We start from the raw sequence: 16085 nt of genomic DNA on the forward strand, positions 1-16085 counted from the left end.
TGAAGACTTTTTAAATAGTTGCACCGTTATAATTAGTATGAGTGAAGTTAAAACGAAAACAAGGTATTCAGACGCTGAATTAGAAGAATTTAAGACTATCATCGAACAGAAAATAGCCATTGCACAGGAAGAATATAATATATTGTCAACAACGATCAGCGCATCTAATACGAATGGAACGGATGATACAGGAGGAACACATCAAACATTGGAAGATGGAGCTGCGACGCTCGAAAGAGAATCTATGAATCAATTGGCAGGCCGGCAACGAAAATTCATTGATCAGTTAGAAATGGCTTTGGTCAGAATAGGGAACAAAACTTACGGGATATGCCGCGAAACGGGAAACCTGATCCGTAAAGAAAGATTAATGGCTGTTCCGCATACTACTTTAAGCATGGCGGCCAAACTAAAACAATATAGGAGTATTTCGCTTGTTACCCTCACAAAGCCGGTAAGGTAAACCAAAAGGTGCTTCCCTTGCCAATTTCACTGTCTACGCCGATCTCGCCGCCATGTCTTTTGATGATCTCAGAGCAAATGTAAAGGCCTAATCCCAGGCCGGATGACTGGGGCTGGGTTCCCTCAGCCTGGTAGTAACGCTCAAACAAGTGGGGGATCTTTTCGGGGGCAACACCAGGGCCTTTATCAGTTACTGAAATTTTTATCAATTGATCTTTTTGCCCCACCGTGATTAAAATTTCCTTAGACCCGGGGGCGTATTTGATGGCATTATTGACGAAATTGACGATCACCTGCTCTATACGGTCAGCATCGGCGTAAAGCTCCAGGTCGGTTTGGCCTTCGGTTTTTATCGTTTGTAAACCATTCAGGTGCACATGGGCGCAACTTTCCTCGATCAGCCCCGCGATGTTAAATTTTGCTTTTTTAAGCTGCAACTGGCCGAGATTGATCTTGCTGGCATTGAGCAGGTCTTCGATCAGGGTAGTGATCTTATCCATACTCCGGCTGGCCTGGCTGATCATCTTTGGAAGCACATTTGCCGAAGGATTCTCCTTCATCCTTTCCAGGATCTGCAGGGAAGCCTTCAAAACTGTTACCGGCGTTTTGAGCTCGTGGCTGGCAATACTGATAAACTCATCCTTTCTTTTCAGCAGGTTTTCCGTGGCTTCTTCCTGATTTTTTTGAGCAGTAATATCGAGCGCGGTGCCGACGAACCGTACCGCATTTCCAGCAGCATTAAAATAGGCTTTTGCCTTAAACCTGATCCACTTCAACAATTCGCCCTTGGCCGTAAAGGTCCGGAACTCGTGTTCAAATTCGCCGTTATGATCACCGGCCAGGGTATGCCTGAGTACTGTTTCAACATGAGGCTTATCGTCGGAATGGATCATATCGATAAACTGCTTATAAGTAATCTGGTTCTCGGGACGAATACCAATGAGCTCTTTACAACGGTTATCCATGATCAGCTCTTCTGTAACCGGGTTATAGTCCCAGATGCCCAGTCCGGCAACATCGATAGATAGGCGCAAACGCTCCTTACTTTCCTGGAAAAGCCGTTCTACTTCAGCCAATCCTTGTTCGACCTTCCTTTTATCTGTGATATCTTCTATGGCTAAGATGATAAATTGTTCGCTCCGGCTCATTTCCAGTTTTTGCGTATTCAGAAGCATAACGCGGTGGCCGATGTCCGGGAAAACATGGTCAACCTCAAAATCAACCACCATTTTCTTTTGCGGCAGGACTTTTTCCAGCAGGTCGCGCAGCGCGGGGATGTTCCACTGGCCTTCGCCCAGGTCGTAAAAGTACTGGCCTTCGGTGTCTTTTTCGGATACCCGGAATTTTTTATAAAAAGCGTACGTGGCCCTTTTAACGATCAGGTTTTTATCCAGGAGGATCAGCGGGTCGCGGATCGTATTCATGATACTTTCCGTGTAGAGCCTCCCGGCGTTGAGTTGTTCATTGCGGTCCTGCAATTCGTTGTTGACGATCACGATCTCTTCGTTCGTGCTTTGCAGCTCTTCCTTGGATGTTTCGAGTTCTTCGTTAACGCTTTGCAGCTCCTCACTGCTGGAGAGTAGTTCCATATTCGCGCTTTGCAATTCCTCGTTCACCACTTCCTGTTCTTCGGTGATCATGCGCATGTCCGCCCGGATTTGGATCAGTTCTTTCTCTAACTGTTCGATGCGCAGATCCTTTGGATCTATGCCAGATTTTTTTCTTCTCGTGGCTATCGCCGGTGAAATAACGGGCGGTGCATGTTGAAAAAGGATCAGGTAGTAATGCCCCGCAGGATGGTGTAACTGGGATACGTCTACATGGACGAAGTGCTGACCAGTACCGGCGAAAAAACTGATCTGTTCTTTTTTTGCGGGCTGACTGGTCTTTTTAACCTGCTGGAGTAAACTTCGTATTTCAAAAGCTAATCCTTCACGGGCCATTTTGATCACGTTCAGGCTTGCTTTTCCGGGTGTCAGCGTCAGCCAGTTTTCCGTGTTCCCCCGGAACTGGATAATGTCAAAATTTTCGTTGACCAGTACGCCGGCGGGGGCATACCGGGCTAAAACCAGTTCGTCGGCTGTTTTAAAAATATCGCTTTTAGCATCATCTTTCTGTACCGACCGGTCGATGATCTTCAGGTCCTGTTCCAGCTTAATGGTCGTGACCGGCATGAACCGCCCGCGTTCTCCTGCACGGAGGTAGATCCGTTCTTTTTTAGTATAGGGAACGAACAGATCGGGGTTTTGACCGATGGTCTCTGATTTTCCGAGGACCAGTATACCCTGATCGTTAAGCGCATAATGAAAAGTGTTCAGCGCCCTTTTTTGTAATACCGGTTCGAGATAGATCATCACATTGCGGCAGCTGACGAGATCGACTTTTGAAAATGGCGGGTCTTTTAAAAAGTTATGATGCGCGAAAACACACATTTCCCGGATGGATTACTGACATGATAACTTCCGTCTATTTTGCTGAAATATTGCTGCAGGCGGGCAGCTGATATGCCATCGACATCGGAGGCGCTGTAGATACCCGTCCGCGCCTTGGCGATCGCGATCTCAGAAATGTCTGTCGCGAAGATCTGTATTTTATAGTCCGCAGTCTTTTCACCCAGGTTTTCCTGAACAGCGATGGCCAGGGAATAGGCTTCTTCTCCCGTCGCGCAGCCGGCTACCCAGATACGCAGGGAATCGGTTTCGTTTTTATGCTCTAAAATACTTGGAATGATGGTGTCGGACAGGAATTTGAAACTTGCCGGGTCGCGGAAAAAACTCGTGACCGAGATGAGCATGTCGTTATACAGGTCATCCTGTTCCCTGCGATTCTCGCGCAGAAAAATCAGGTATTCGGCGGGCTTTTCGATATTGTTTAAAGCCATCCGCCGCATGATTCGCCTTTTAAGGGTGCTGGATTTATAATAACCGAAATCAACGTTTTTGCGAACCCGCAACACGGTCAGCAATTGCTTATAGATATCTTCGTCTTTTTGATTGGTGGTGCTTTCGGATACCGCTAGTGTAGCGTCGGTGTGGAATGGATTATTGATCGTGAGTAATTGTTGGACGATCTGCGCCGGAGCCATGATAAAATCGACCGCGCCGCTGTTAACAGCGTTTTTTGGCATGCCCGTGTAGGTGGCTGAAACTTCATCCTGCGCGAAGGTAATACCGCCATAGGCTTTGATTACTTGTAAACCCAGTGTGCCGTCGTTAAGCGTCCCGGATAGCACAACGCCGACTGCAAAGCTCTGGTGTACGACCGCCAGTGAAGAAAAGAAAAGGTCGATCACTTTCACAGTATGCCGCTCTTTATCGAGCGGGGAAAGTTTGAGTTTACCGTCAACAGTTGTCACGATCTTATTTTCAGGTACGATGTAGAAATGATCGGTGTCCAGATCAATGTCGTCGGTAATTGACTTAACCGGAATTTTTGCCAGTTTGCCTACGATCTCGGCAAGGGCGCTGGGGTGTTCGGGGTTAAGATGCTGCACAAAGACATAGGCCATACCGGATTTTTCGGGGATAGCCTGAACAAATTCTCTGATCGCTTCCAAGCCTCCTGCTGACGCGCCGATCCCAACAACGGGAAACTGAACTGAGGTAGGAATATTTTCGGCCGATCCGGTTACATTATTCATTTGAAAAGGTCTAAATAAGCAGCCTTGGGTTCGTTCGACAACCCAAAAAAGTCTTAATAGGAAATTATTTTAATCTCAAGCTAAAGTAAAAAATAAAATAGATCAAATATAGTTTAAACAGCTTTTTTGGCAAATTCTAAGGCACGATTCTAAAAGGGTATAATTGATAGCGTACTATTTCGGTAATTAAAATTATAATAAGACTGTGCCAATAATGAGTTTGAATTGCTTATGGTCACATTGTATTAATAGACAAAATTTTAATTCATTTAATACCAAAAATCTAAGTTGCATGAATTATTATCTAATATATTACTTACGCCTTAAAGCGTTTTAATATTAAAAAATGGGTAGGCGAAGAACGTTTATTGATCAACGGGATTTTGATATACGGGAGTTTATCGGTTTGTGCTAAATGATTAGGGCAACGAAATGGATAACTAAGATTTTAAAATTTAACTCAACAAATTTTCATTCTTATTTGACTAAAATTGAAAATTAATGCCTACTATTGCCAAGTTATCCACACCTCTGGTAACAAGATAGTATCAAAATAGACCTAAATTTAGGTCGAAAAGTTTGTTTCTCATTTGGTACTGAAATCTCATAACTTACTGATAATCACCACCTAACTACTTTCTGTATCGGCAAGTGACCCCTACAAACAACCAAAACATTAATAATTAACAATAACTTACTTATTGTTTTCTTATCCAAATTCTTGGGTAATTAGAGATTGACGCTAAAATTGCCGTGATAGATCTATCGTTTTAAAACGATTATTTCTATTCTTGAAAACCATATCGGCAGTTGCGCGTATAACGGGGTAAAACGAAGACTGATTCCACCGCGCTCCGATAGCATTAGGTTTATTCATCAAGGCTACTGCAATATAATACCGACCCTTTGGTGCATGGTTTAAACATTTTAGGAGTAAAACAAAACTACTATCTTTAACGGTCAAATTTTACCTACCTGCCATGATGAACAAATTTGAGCGCCGCTTGCAGCTGGGCTATGGTTTTACGCTACTTATACTGGTAGTTGTCAGTTTAGTATCCTATCTTACCTTACAAAGCCTTGTGCGTAGCAACCGGTCGGTTATGCGCAGCACTGAGGTCATTCAAAGCCTTGGTGAACTGTTGTCTCTCATAAAAGACACTGAAAATGGCCAGCGCGAATACCTGCTTACGGGTAAAGAAGAGTCCCTGCAATCTTACAACAACGCCTACCTTCGGGCAGATAAGTTAATTATTCTAATGCAGCGACTAACTGCGGATAATCGAACGCAGCAGAAGAATATAGCACATATCAGATTTTTGCTGCAACAGCGTATCATCAATATAGAGCGGTTGGTGAACCGTAAAAAACAGCATGCGGATATTGCGATTAATGACCTGGATGCAGGTATGGTGGCGATGGATGCTTTCCGCGATGCGGTCAGGCAAGCTGAAGTTATTGAGCGGAAGGTGTTAACGTTGCGTTTATTACAAGTGGACCGTTATTCGGCGATTGTACCTGTTTTTATTATCCTCGCTGCAATACTGGCTGCCGCGGTTACGGCATATTCTTACCGGAAGGTGGTATTTGACATCAGGGAGAAGGAACGCATGGACCGCGTTGTAGAGGCAGGCGGCGAAGAAACCCAGGCATTGAACGAAGAACTTAGCGCCCTGAACGAAGAATTAGCAGCAAGTAACGAGGAACTGATGGCTACCAATGATGAACTGGTTAAGGCCCGCAAGGAACTTTCAGAGGCAAACGATTCGCTGGAGAAGAAGGTTTCAGAGCGTACGCAGGCTCTGCAGGAAAGTGAGCAGGAGACGCAGGCGCTGAACGAAGAGCTTACTGCCACTAATGAAGAACTGGCGGCAACAAACGAACAGTTACTGGCGACAAATGAGGAACTGGCCCAAAGCCAGCAGCGCTTGCTGGAACTGGTTGACGAGCTTCGGCAAGCGGACGAACGCAACGCGAAACTGGTGGCTATTGTAGAATCCTCGGATGACGCTATCATCGGCAAAAACCTGGATGGGGTTATCACTTCGTGGAACCGCGGAGCAGAACAGATTTTCGGCTACAAAGAAGCGTATATGGTTGGCCGCCCCATTCTAACCCTGATCCCGGTACACCTACAACATGAAGAGCCTGTTATTTTAGAGCGGCTTCGTAACGGGGAAAAAATTGATCATTATGAAACCATTAGGCAGACCGCAGATGGACGGTTGATTCATGTATCTTTAACCATTTCGCCAATTCACGATAAGGAGGGCAACGTGATTGGTGTTTCTAAGATTGCCCGGGACATTACTGAACAGAAGCACATTGAGCAGCACAAGCTTGACTTTATCGGCATGGCAAGCCATGAACTCAAGACACCGCTCACCTCTTTATCGGCACTGATCCAGGTACTATCTCAGAAGCTTGGCAACAGCGCCGACTCTTTTGTCTCTAATGCGCTGGACAGAGCGAAACATCAGACCAAAAAGATGAGCAGCTTGATCAATGGCTTCCTTAGTGTTTCCAGATTGGAGTCGGGTAAGCTGGAAATCGTCAAAGAACTTGTTGATTTGTCCAAATTAGCTGCCGAACAACTCGACGAGATCAGACTGACCACCAGCGGCCACATATTTACCCTCGAATCTGATACTACCGTTCAGGTGTGGGCGGACCGGGAAAAAATCGGCTCCGTTATATCAAACCTTTTATCTAATGCTGTAAAATATTCACCTAAAGGCAAAGCGATCACCGTTAGGTGTACAAGTAATGATGGAAACGCATTGATGAGTGTACAGGACGAGGGAATGGGGATTAAGCCGCAGGATCTTCCAAATATTTTTGACCGGTATTACCGTGCGGAAAGCGAACACACCCGCCATATTTCGGGATTCGGCGTAGGCCTGTACCTTTCTTCAGAAATCATCCGTCGTCACAACGGCCGCATCTGGGCTGAAAGTAAAAAAGGGATAGGTTCTACCTTCTTTTTCACGTTACCGCTTGCGCAAAGCTAAGATTGTTGCTTACGCTCCATGTTAGCCCTAAAACGTTTCATACCTTTATTGCCGGACACTTTGATTAAAGGTTATTCGTTGTGCTTTAATCGAAAAGCTCTATTTCATCCTGGTTAGAGTGCCAATGCTCTTTTTTTGCCAGGCAGCTATATCAATTAACAAGGGGCAAAGTGTCTTTCCAAAATCAGTGAGTGTATATTCTACCCGGGGAGGCACTTCATTGTACTGTTTCCTACTGATAAGGCCATCAGCCTCAAGCTCTCTCAATTGGTTGGTTAACACCTTTTTTGAAATGGAAGGCACCCTTACCTGTATCTCGCCAAAACGTCTGGTATTTTTTGAAAGTATATATAAAATCGGCAACTTCCATCGCCCTCCAAACAAGGCTATCGTTGCTGTAACAGGACAGTCTGCATAGTCTAATTCATTTTCCATTGGTCACTTTTAGGTTACCACTTTTTGTCTTGTTACCCAAAGCAAGGGCAACTTTTCAATATCAATATTTGTTTCTTTACCTAACAAAAGTAATTAATCTAAAAAGAAAAAGTATGATCTTAGTAACAGGTGCAACAGGGAATTTAGGTAAAGCCACCATTAATGCATTATTGGAAAAGGGTGTAGCCCCCCATAATATTACTGCATTAGTAAGAGATGAAGCCAAGTCGGCAGAATTAAAATCAAAAGGACTTCAAATAAAACCCGGCGACTATGGAGATTTTGAGTCTCTTAAAAGCGCGTTCCAGGGTGTAGACAGGTTGCTGCTGGTATCATCTTCATCGGATATAAGCAGGAGATTTGAACAGCACAAAAATGCGATAGATGCAGCCAGGGAAGCTGGTGTAGGCCATATTATTTATACAAGCTTTGGCATGAAAAACTTACAACAAAGTATAATGGGGGAAGAGGTTATATACCATTTATACACAGCTGATTATTTAAAACAAACAGGTATTACTTACACTTTAATGAATAACACCATGTATGCGGACATGATTCCCTTTCTTGCCGGAAAGGATATAGTAAATAATGGTATTTCCATTCCTGCCGGGGGTGGCAAAACTCCCTTTTTGCCCATAACAGAAATGGCTGAAGCGAACGCTGTTGTACTAACCACAACGGGGCACGAAAATAAAGAATATGTTATTGCTGCAGATGTTGCTTTTTCCTTCGCAGAAATTGCGGACCTACTATCGGACATTGCAGGAAAAAAAATAACTTATCACCAGCCGGAGATAAGCGCATATATGACACAGCTTATACAAGCCGGGCTTTCTGAAGATGACGCAGCGTACATTGCAAGATTCTCTGGCGCAATAGCTAACGGAGAATTTGCTACTAATAAAAGCCATATGAAACAACTATTGGGCAGAAGCCCGGTTGGTTTAAAAGATTTTTTGGCAACTATATATGATTGATTTATATATGGTTGAATAATATGCGGGCACGAAGTGAAATACTTTCGAACAATGAAATCCTCTAAATCATTATAATTCTATCGTTTGTGTCTTCATATCTTTAGTTTTCAATTTTCCATGCTAAGCAATCATAATGCTAACATATAACAAAGTTACTTGGATTAACCCTTTATCAATACCCGTAAATTCGGGAAACATGAGCGTATTAGATCCCCGTTCTAATGGCGAACAGCGTTTACATGATCACCTTACCACTCGGTTAATTTAGCTACTTTAGCAATAAAAGCGTGTTTAATTACAAAAAATATAATTATAAAATTAATACACGCACAAACAAATTTGGAGAAGTATTGGTTACAAGGTTATAAAAAAGCTATATGGCTCAGCATAACACTGGCTGCAAGGTGTTTCGGTTAGGATTTACTACATTTTGCCTTATATCAGCACTTATTATAAATAGTGTTAAAGCCCAGATCCGGTTAATGTCTTATTCATTTAAGTTGTCAAGAAGGTATCAACGTTTATTTACCTGGCGGCTGCCGCTTACCATACAGCTTTAAATATGATTTTGTAAATAGCATGAGCACAGAATTTACGGAGGATACAACTCCCGGTACACTGCAACAGAATATTAGTGGCTTGTTTAATTACCTTCGGTCAAAACGTAGGTATATTATTTTTACCGCCCTGGTATTTGCGGTTGGTGGCCTTATATTATCTTTTATTAAAAAACCTGCTTACACGGCAGAAAGCAGCTTTGTTCTTGATAATAACGCAGGTAGTGGTATGGGTAATTTTGCCAGTATTGCCGCATTGGCCGGTGTTAGTATGGATAATGGCAGCGGCGTATTTTCGGCGGATAACATCGTAGAATTATATAGATCAAGGACGCTTTTAGAGAACACCCTGCTCACCCGGGCAGCATTCGGAAATGAATCAGAATTGTTGATTGACAGGTATATTGCTTCGCAGCCTAAATGGCGTGACCTGGTTGCAGAAAAGCATATTAAGTTTACAGCAAACCGTACACAGCGCGACCGCACTGCCGACAGCGTTTTATACGAGGTAGTTAAAGAGATCCGTAAAAAAGCGCTCACTGTTGACAAACTGGAAAAAAAGACCATTATAACCGTGAGTGTCACCTCAAAAGATGAGCTTTTTGCCAAGAATTTTAATGAACAGTTGGTTGGCAACGTTAACGCGTTGTTTGTGCAGATCAAATCTGCAAAGGCCGCCCAAAACGTTAAGGTGCTGCAACGGCAAACGGATAGCGTTAAGCGCACACTAAATGCCAATATGCAAGGTGCTGCCGCGGCGCTTGATGATGTACCGTATGCCAACCCGCTGGAGCAGTCGCTTAAAGTTCCTTCGCAACGTAAATCGGCAGATCTGCAGGCAAACGCCGCTGTTTATGCAGAATTAATTAAAAACCTGGAATTAGCTAAACTTACCTTACTGCGCGAAACGCCCCTTATCCAATCTATAGATAAACCTCAACTTCCGCTCGAAAAAGAAAAAATAAGCAAGGTTATTTATACCATAGCTGGGGGGATAACAGGGGCTGTATTGATAACAATATGGTTTATAATTTGGGGGCTGTTTTATAAAAAGCAGATTAATTAGAAAATATTTTGGCCAGCATAAAACGTAATATTTTTTATAATATCCTGCTAACAACCAGTCAGATCGCTTTTTCTCTGGTCAGCCTGCCTTATATCTCCCGGGTTTTAGGGCCTTTTCAACTTGGACGGGTTTCTTTTGTGGATAGTGCAACCCAGTATTTTATCATAACTGCATCACTGGGAATACCCATTTATGGTATCCGCGAGATAGCTAAAGTAGTGGGTTCGCCCGTAGCGCTTAAGAAAACATTCTCGGAGTTATTGCTTATACAGATCATTACTTCTGCGGTGTTATTTTGCGTTTATCTTGTTTTAGTGTTATGCCTCGACCGTTTTCATGCAGAAGAACGGTTGTTTCATTTAGGGCTTCTGCAGGTACTGCTAAGCGCTTTTGTTACCGATTGGTTTTTTCAGGGGATGGAGAATTATGCTGCTGTTGCCCTGCGCTCATTTGTTATGCGGTTACTAAGTATTGCCGCCATCCTGATATTTGTTAAGAACGAGCATGATGTATATCTGTATTATACTATCTGGTCGGGCGCGGTTGTGCTTAATATGGTAATTAGCCTGTCTTCCAGTTATAGTTATATAAATTTCAAAGGCCTTGATCTGAAACGTCACTTGAAACCGGTGATGACCTTTTTCTCTACAAGGTTTGTAACCAGTATATACGTTATACTGTTATCGGTATTTATAGGTTACCTGGAGAACAAGGTTTATGTAGCCTACTTTACATCGGCCTACAAAATTTATACCGTAAGTGTAACTTTAATACTGGCCTTCAGTTCGGTTTTGATACCCAAATTATCAGCCTATCATCAGGCCAATATGCACGAGGAGAGTGCCCGGCTGCTATCCCGCAATTTTAACGTCATCATTAACTTTAGCCTGCCTATTATAGCTGTTATGATGTTTTTTGCCGGGCCGGTGATCCATATTTTATTGGGCGAACGTTTTTTGCCAGCACGGGCAGATCTGTTGCTGCTGGCACCCCTTGTGCTGGTTATTAGTATCAGTAATGTACTTTCATTAAATATACTTACCCCGGTTGGTAAAGAGCGCGACTTTTTAAAGGCCACAGTGTATGGAATGATATTTAACCTATGTATCGTTTTCTTCCTTATATCGGCGTTCAGGGATGTGGGGGCTTCCATATCACTTCTTGCAACCGAATGCCTTGTATGTGGCCTGTTATATTTTTATGCATTGCCGTATCTTAAAAATATCCAAATTTCTCTAAAAACCATTTTGCTCAACTTTATAAGTTGTTGTATTTGTTTTGGTGTAGTAAGGCTTGGGTTTACCTATATAGCACCTGCCGGCAACCACTTAGTGGCCTTTATTGTACAAATAGGTGCATGCGGCCTGGTTTATTTATTAGTTGAAGTTTTTATTACGCGTAACGTACTTTATAGGGAACTTTATCAGTTGGCTTTAAAAAAGATAGGCAGATGAAACTAAGGGCCTTATCGAATCCATATACAATGTTTGCCCTTATATGGGCTGTGGCTGTTGTGTTTTACTTTTTTGGCTGGTCTGACCTCTTTCCCAACCTTTCTGCAGGGCTTACTTTATTTCTGTGTGTCGCCATAATATTTAGTGTAGCAGCGGCTGTAGTAACAAACAGGCACTCGATATTTGCCTACCGCCCCGCAGAAACCTCCGGTTTAGATATAGGTATTTACCTGCTCGCCATTGATCTTTTTTCGTGGCTGCTTAGTTTTGCTTACAGTGGAGTCCCTATACTGAAAGTTTTGCGTGGCAGCGATATTGATTATCGGGATTTTGGTATGCCAACGGTTATCGTATTCACCATGAGTTTTAACAGCTTCTTGTGTTTATATTTTTTCCATCGCTACCTAACCAATAAAAAGCGCATCAATTTAGTTTATATAGCTGTTTGTATAGGTTGTTTTATAGCAATATTTTCGAGGGGGTTAATTGCCATGACGGCTATGTCTATGTTCTTTCTTTGGTTATCTTCAAAGAAGAATACGCTACGGCCGGGCTTTATAGCAGGTAGCGCCGCAACTTTCCTGTTAGTACTGTATCTGTTCGGCGTGGTAGGTAACATCCGCATGAACACGCTCATAGCTTCGCAAACAGGCAGGGCTGCAGAAAGCTACAGCAGCAAGGCAATACTTTTAGTTGGTTCGGCCTCTCAAAAATTCAAGGATAGTTTTGTCCCCGATGAATATTTTTGGGGTTACCTGTATATTTCATCACCCCTAAGCAACCTGGAACATAATGTGGAACAGGAAGCCCCAGCCGTTAATTTGCCCGATGTGATTTCTTACGGTGTTAACGAGTTTACCTGGGATTTTTTATCTAAAAGATATAATACCATTACCGGGCAAGAACAAAAGAAGCCTGTACTGCTTGTACAAGAGTTAACCGTATCTACCATTTTTGCAGAAAGTTACCGATACGCGGGCTGGGCCGGAATGATCTTTATGCTGGTTTTTTTATTGTTGTTGCCTTTTGTTTACCTCGGGCTGCTTGGATACGATAAGGATGTTGTGCCATTAGGGGTTGCAGTATTAACAAACATTTATTTCTTTTCATTCTTTGATAATATGCTGGTTTACTCGGGGCTTGGTCTGCAACTTTTATACCCGTTCCTTTTAAAGTTTGTGCATAGGCTTAGCACCGAACAATTTTTTTAGTACACACACTGCCAACCATAAATGATTTTTAAGTAAGCATGATAAAAACGCCACGAATTACCATACTAATGGCCACTTACAATGGGGCACACTATTTAGCTGAGCAGCTGGATAGCTTGCTTGCACAAACATATACCAACTGGCAGCTTATTATCAGGGACGACGGATCTACCGATAAAACGATAGATATTATAAAAGAATTTGCAGATAGATACCCTCATATTTCTTTAGCTGAAAAAAACTGGCCCGAAAAAGGCGCGTGCGCCAATTTCGCGGCTTTGTTCGACATTGCCTACCATGATCCCGAAATAGCTTACATCATGTTTTGTGATCAGGACGATATATGGAAGCCGGAAAAGCTACAAAAAACGATGGATGCTATGCAGGTTATAGAAAAAAGCGACCCCGGCCAGCCAACCTTAATTTACAGCAATTTTGAACTGATGGACGCTAACGGTGCTTATATGCCGGGCGAGTTTAAGCTAAAGCACAGCATCCATTTACGCCACCTGTTGAGTTTTAATTTTGTTTATGGCTGTACTACTATGCTAAACCGTGCCCTTATTAACCGGATAGCCGCAATACCGGCTATAGCCATTAACCACGATTATTGGATAGCCCTTGTGGCGTCTATTTACAAAAGCGGGTTTATTAACGAACCACTCTTACGGTATAGGCAACACGGGCATAATGCCTCGGGTAACGTTGCAGGCAATAATAGCTTGACATCTCGTTTAAAAAGAAATTTTACAGCGCCGGAGAAAGAGTTAAATAATTTAAGAACAAGGCTGCGCATGCTCGAAAAATTTTATCAACTATATCAAAAAGAAATGAGCGCCCCAGACAGAAAGATATTAACAACCTTCCTGCACGCGTTTCAATCGGGGCGGTTTAAAGTGGCTACGGTGATGCTCTCTAACGGCATATTCAGAAACGGCCTATTGCAAACGCTGGCATCATTTTTCCAGGTGATTTTCTTTTTTGATAAGTTAAGCTATAGAGGAGGGGGCGAGTAAATAACATGGCCATTATTTGCAATACAAGGTGTTTAAACGCTACTTTGACCGGTACGCAGCGATATACTCAAAAGATCCTGGCGTCGTTCCCGGATGAGGTGATCCGTTTGGCCCCGTCTACCGGTATTTCCCGCGGAATGATAGGCCATTTATGGGAGCAGGTTATCTTGCCCGTCAAACTTAAAAACAATTTACTCTGGTCACCAAGTAACTCGGGGCCAATGCTGGTAGGCAAGCAGGTGGTTACTATTCATGACCTTGTAACTGTTGATCACCCGGAGTGGTTCAATAAAAAGTTTACCACATGGTACAACTATATGTTGCCGGTACTTTGTAAAAAAGCGGCCCATATTATTGCTATATCTGATTTTACGAGGCAGCGCCTTATAGAGTTGTACAGAGTCCCCGAAAACAAAATAAGCATGATCTATAACGGCGCCGACCTGCCATTGCCGGTTTTAAGCAATTTCGACATGCAATTGCCGTTCAAAAGGTACGTTTTATCATTAGGTTCGTTAGAACCACGAAAAAATATCCCGCTGCTATTAAATGCCTGGAATGCAGTGTTGCCCAAGCTTCCGGAGGATGTTGGTTTGATAGTGGTAGGAGCCAGAGGCAATACAAAAATTTTTAAGGATGCAGGTATAACCAACATTCCCGATAGGGTGCATTTTACGGGCCATGTTACCGACGAGTATATTACACAGCTTTATAAAAACGCAATGTTTTTTGTTTACTTGTCTGCTTACGAAGGCTTTGGCTTGCCACCACTGGAAGCCATGGCTTTAGGCACGCCTGTATTGGTGGGGAATAAAACCGCAATGCCCGAAGTAGTAGGCGATGCCGGTTTGCTGGTAGATACCAATAGCCCGGCCGAATGTGAAAATGCACTGTTGAGGCTGGTAGGCGATGAAAACCTGAGAACAGATCTGGCTGCAAAAGGGACGGAACAATGTAAAAAGTTCGACTGGAATAAAACATCACTGCAAACTTGGGATGTATTGCAACGTTTTATTTAATGGCAGCGGCGTAAGCTTTAATTTATAGCATGTTAAACATTTTGCACAGGTATACTGCTCTTCTCATACTTATATTAATAACAACGGATGTTGTTGCACAAAGCAAAACCTTTAAACGGGTGAGTATAATAGCGTATGGTGCTAAAAGCAACGCCGATTTTGATAATGCTAAAGCTATTACCGATGCTATAAACCATGCGGATACCATTGTAATTCCCAAAGGCAATTTCAAAATAGGAAAGCAGGTGTATATCCGTAAAAAAAACAATAAAACAATTATTGCTACAGGCAGCACTGTTATCAACTCAGATGATTTGGCAGGCTCATTTTTTTTTGAAAACTGTAACAATATTACCATAAAAGGCGGTACCTGGGCCCGGCAGCGCATGCCGGATGTGATTGGTAAAACAGGTAAAGAACATACCTTTACTTTCGAAACCTGTAAGAATATCACCATAAAAAATGCTTTTATAAACGGTTCGCCCCAAATGGGCATCAGTTTAATGAATGTAATAACTGCCAATATTATTGGCAACCAGATCCAGAACTGTTTTCGGGATGGCATATACGCCCATTATTCAGTCAATTTAAAATATCTTAACAACAAGCTTAATAACATAAAGGACGATGCCATGTCTGTTCATGATTATGGCATTGCCGGTCAAAAAAAGGTGTTGCTTGCAAACGGATATAAACAAGCCGGCCATGTAGTGGTATCAGGAAATGTTACCACTAACACCTATCAGGGCTTTTCATCTATTGGATGTATAGATGTTAAAATAACAAATAACAAGTTCCGTAACACAGTAAACGCGGGCATTGCGGTATTTAATACCGAGCACCTGTTTCCGGGGCATACTTCACGTGCCCAAAAAATACTGGTTAGTAAAAACACGTTGTTTGGTAACGGATATAGTCAGTTTATTATAAACAAGATGTACGATAATCTGGGGCAATTATCCAGTGGCCGATGCGCTATATACATTGCTGTGAACGATAAAGAAGACTTTATACGCCATCCGCTAAGCCGTATAAAAGATGTTTTTGTAACCGGTAATACTGTTGATAGTTGTGCGGTTAACGGCGTGTATCTGGCGCAAATAGATGGTTTAACCCTAAAAAATAACAGTTTTAGCCGATGCAATCTGGTAAAGAACGCATACACCTATAAAACAATTGAAGTTAACGCTTGTACAGGTAAAACCATATTAAAGAACATTGTACGCTAACATTA

At 42.6% G+C, this 16085-nt stretch carries 12 protein-coding genes; 9 read left to right on the plus strand and 3 right to left on the minus strand.

The window, feature by feature from the left end:
- Nucleotides 1-37: 37 nt before the first annotated feature.
- Nucleotides 38-463: a TraR/DksA family transcriptional regulator gene (locus ACFQZI_RS07245; RefSeq protein ID WP_377140421.1), complete on the plus strand. Its 426-nt coding sequence runs from the start codon at nt 38-40 to the stop codon at nt 461-463.
- On the opposite strand, the gene ACFQZI_RS07250 is transcribed toward ACFQZI_RS07245, so the two are convergent.
- Both ACFQZI_RS07250 and ACFQZI_RS07255 read right to left on the minus strand, forming a co-directional pair.
- Entirely contained in the window at nt 444-2894 is a 2451-nt protein-coding gene (locus tag ACFQZI_RS07250) for an ATP-binding protein (protein ID WP_377140424.1), read from the minus strand. The two genes, ACFQZI_RS07245 and ACFQZI_RS07250, sit on opposite strands and share 20 nt — an antisense overlap.
- Nucleotides 2864-4102 carry a chemotaxis protein CheB gene (locus ACFQZI_RS07255; protein WP_377140426.1) on the minus strand — a complete coding sequence of 413 codons (1239 nt, stop codon included), beginning with the start codon at nt 4100-4102 and terminating at the stop codon, nt 2864-2866. Before ACFQZI_RS07255 ends, ACFQZI_RS07250 begins: the two co-directional genes overlap by 31 nt.
- A gap of 980 nt (nt 4103-5082) precedes the next feature.
- Here ACFQZI_RS07255 and ACFQZI_RS07260 point away from each other — a divergent pair.
- Nucleotides 5083-7113 carry a sensor histidine kinase gene (locus ACFQZI_RS07260; RefSeq protein ID WP_377140429.1) on the plus strand — a complete coding sequence of 677 codons (2031 nt, stop codon included), beginning with the start codon at nt 5083-5085 and terminating at the stop codon, nt 7111-7113.
- Nucleotides 7114-7212: 99 nt separating this feature from the next.
- On the opposite strand, the gene ACFQZI_RS07265 is transcribed toward ACFQZI_RS07260, so the two are convergent.
- Nucleotides 7213-7548, minus strand: a complete 336-nt coding sequence (locus ACFQZI_RS07265) for a winged helix-turn-helix transcriptional regulator (protein WP_377140432.1) — start codon at nt 7546-7548, stop codon at nt 7213-7215.
- Between the two features lie 113 nt (nt 7549-7661).
- Here ACFQZI_RS07265 and ACFQZI_RS07270 point away from each other — a divergent pair, with 113 nt between their 5' ends.
- From ACFQZI_RS07270 to ACFQZI_RS07300, 7 genes are all read left to right on the plus strand, one after another.
- Nucleotides 7662-8528, plus strand: coding sequence for an SDR family oxidoreductase (locus ACFQZI_RS07270; RefSeq protein ID WP_377140435.1), 867 nt, complete (start codon nt 7662-7664; stop codon nt 8526-8528).
- A 579-nt stretch (nt 8529-9107) separates the two neighbouring features.
- The gene (locus ACFQZI_RS07275) at nt 9108-10151 is read left to right on the plus strand and encodes a Wzz/FepE/Etk N-terminal domain-containing protein (RefSeq protein ID WP_377140438.1); all 1044 of its coding nucleotides are present in this window, start codon (nt 9108-9110) and stop codon (nt 10149-10151) included.
- An 8-nt stretch (nt 10152-10159) separates the two neighbouring features.
- Complete coding sequence (locus ACFQZI_RS07280; protein ID WP_377140440.1) at nt 10160-11605, plus strand: oligosaccharide flippase family protein; 1446 nt, start codon at nt 10160-10162, stop codon at nt 11603-11605.
- A gap of 29 nt (nt 11606-11634) precedes the next feature.
- Entirely contained in the window at nt 11635-12816 is a 1182-nt protein-coding gene (locus tag ACFQZI_RS07285) for a hypothetical protein (protein ID WP_377140443.1), read from the plus strand.
- Between the two features lie 38 nt (nt 12817-12854).
- Nucleotides 12855-13832, plus strand: a complete 978-nt coding sequence (locus tag ACFQZI_RS07290) for a glycosyltransferase family 2 protein (RefSeq protein WP_377140444.1) — start codon at nt 12855-12857, stop codon at nt 13830-13832.
- Nucleotides 13833-13837: 5 nt separating this feature from the next.
- Nucleotides 13838-14851, plus strand: a complete 1014-nt coding sequence (locus ACFQZI_RS07295; RefSeq protein ID WP_377140447.1) for a glycosyltransferase family 4 protein — start codon at nt 13838-13840, stop codon at nt 14849-14851.
- A 29-nt stretch (nt 14852-14880) separates the two neighbouring features.
- Nucleotides 14881-16080: a NosD domain-containing protein gene (locus tag ACFQZI_RS07300; protein ID WP_377140449.1), complete on the plus strand. Its 1200-nt coding sequence runs from the start codon at nt 14881-14883 to the stop codon at nt 16078-16080.
- Nucleotides 16081-16085: the final 5 nt, after the last annotated feature.

Origin of the sequence: Mucilaginibacter lutimaris (assembly GCF_042676625.1) — a bacterium.
Lineage (GTDB): Bacteria > Bacteroidota > Bacteroidia > Sphingobacteriales > Sphingobacteriaceae > Mucilaginibacter > Mucilaginibacter lutimaris.

Bases quoted from the DNA above. Each gene is read 5' to 3' on its own strand.
- ACFQZI_RS07270 (WP_377140435.1), top strand. From the start codon at position 7,662: ATGATCTTAGTAACAGGTGCAACAGGGAATTTAGGTAAAGCCACCATT.
- ACFQZI_RS07255 (WP_377140426.1), bottom strand. From the start codon at position 4,102: ATGAATAATGTAACCGGATCGGCCGAAAATATTCCTACCTCAGTTCAG.
- ACFQZI_RS07295 (WP_377140447.1), top strand. From the start codon at position 13,838: ATGGCCATTATTTGCAATACAAGGTGTTTAAACGCTACTTTGACCGGT.
- ACFQZI_RS07245 (WP_377140421.1), top strand. From the start codon at position 38: ATGAGTGAAGTTAAAACGAAAACAAGGTATTCAGACGCTGAATTAGAA.
- ACFQZI_RS07290 (WP_377140444.1), top strand. From the start codon at position 12,855: ATGATAAAAACGCCACGAATTACCATACTAATGGCCACTTACAATGGG.
- ACFQZI_RS07265 (WP_377140432.1), bottom strand. From the start codon at position 7,548: ATGGAAAATGAATTAGACTATGCAGACTGTCCTGTTACAGCAACGATA.
- ACFQZI_RS07250 (WP_377140424.1), bottom strand. From the start codon at position 2,894: ATGTGTGTTTTCGCGCATCATAACTTTTTAAAAGACCCGCCATTTTCA.
- ACFQZI_RS07285 (WP_377140443.1), top strand. From the start codon at position 11,635: ATGTTTGCCCTTATATGGGCTGTGGCTGTTGTGTTTTACTTTTTTGGC.
- ACFQZI_RS07275 (WP_377140438.1), top strand. From the start codon at position 9,108: ATGAGCACAGAATTTACGGAGGATACAACTCCCGGTACACTGCAACAG.
- ACFQZI_RS07300 (WP_377140449.1), top strand. From the start codon at position 14,881: ATGTTAAACATTTTGCACAGGTATACTGCTCTTCTCATACTTATATTA.
- ACFQZI_RS07260 (WP_377140429.1), top strand. From the start codon at position 5,083: ATGATGAACAAATTTGAGCGCCGCTTGCAGCTGGGCTATGGTTTTACG.